Raw genomic sequence first — 411 nt, 5'->3', positions numbered from 1 at the left:
TTTAAAGCCTACGCCTACAGGGCTTTCACCTTCTTTGGCCTGCCTTCCCAGGTCTGTTCGGCTTCGCTTTTTATACCTTCTTGTGGTCCTAAACCCCATCACCAATGGTGATGGTTTGGGCTCTTTCCTTTTCGCTCGCCACTACTCAGGAAATCGATTTTTCTTTCTTTTCCTCGCGCTACTTAGATGTTTCAGTTCACGCGGTGTCCCTTCCTCATGGCTATGTGTTCACCATGGGATGCTTAAGTATTACCTTAAGCGGGTTTCCCCATTCGGAGATCTCCGGATCTGCGTCTGCTTGCGACTCCCCGGAGCGTTTCGCCGCTTGCTGCGTCCTTCTTCGGCTCTAAGTGCCTGGGCATCCACCATACGCCCTTTCTAACTTGACCTATTGTTTCCTCGTTTTTCTTC

The 411-nt window shown here is 50.4% G+C and carries 1 rRNA gene; it reads right to left on the bottom strand.

Annotated features, from left to right (window positions below):
* Positions 1-389 (bottom strand): 23S ribosomal RNA (locus tag BVF91_RS13055); the annotation flags it as partial.
* Positions 390-411 lie beyond the last annotated feature (22 nt).

It is taken from the genome of Thermoanaerobacterium sp. PSU-2 (genome assembly GCF_002102475.1).
Lineage (GTDB): Bacteria > Bacillota > Thermoanaerobacteria > Thermoanaerobacterales > Thermoanaerobacteraceae > Thermoanaerobacterium.
Note: the sequence above shows the minus strand (reverse complement) of the source record. Positions and strands in the feature narration are given on the sequence as shown.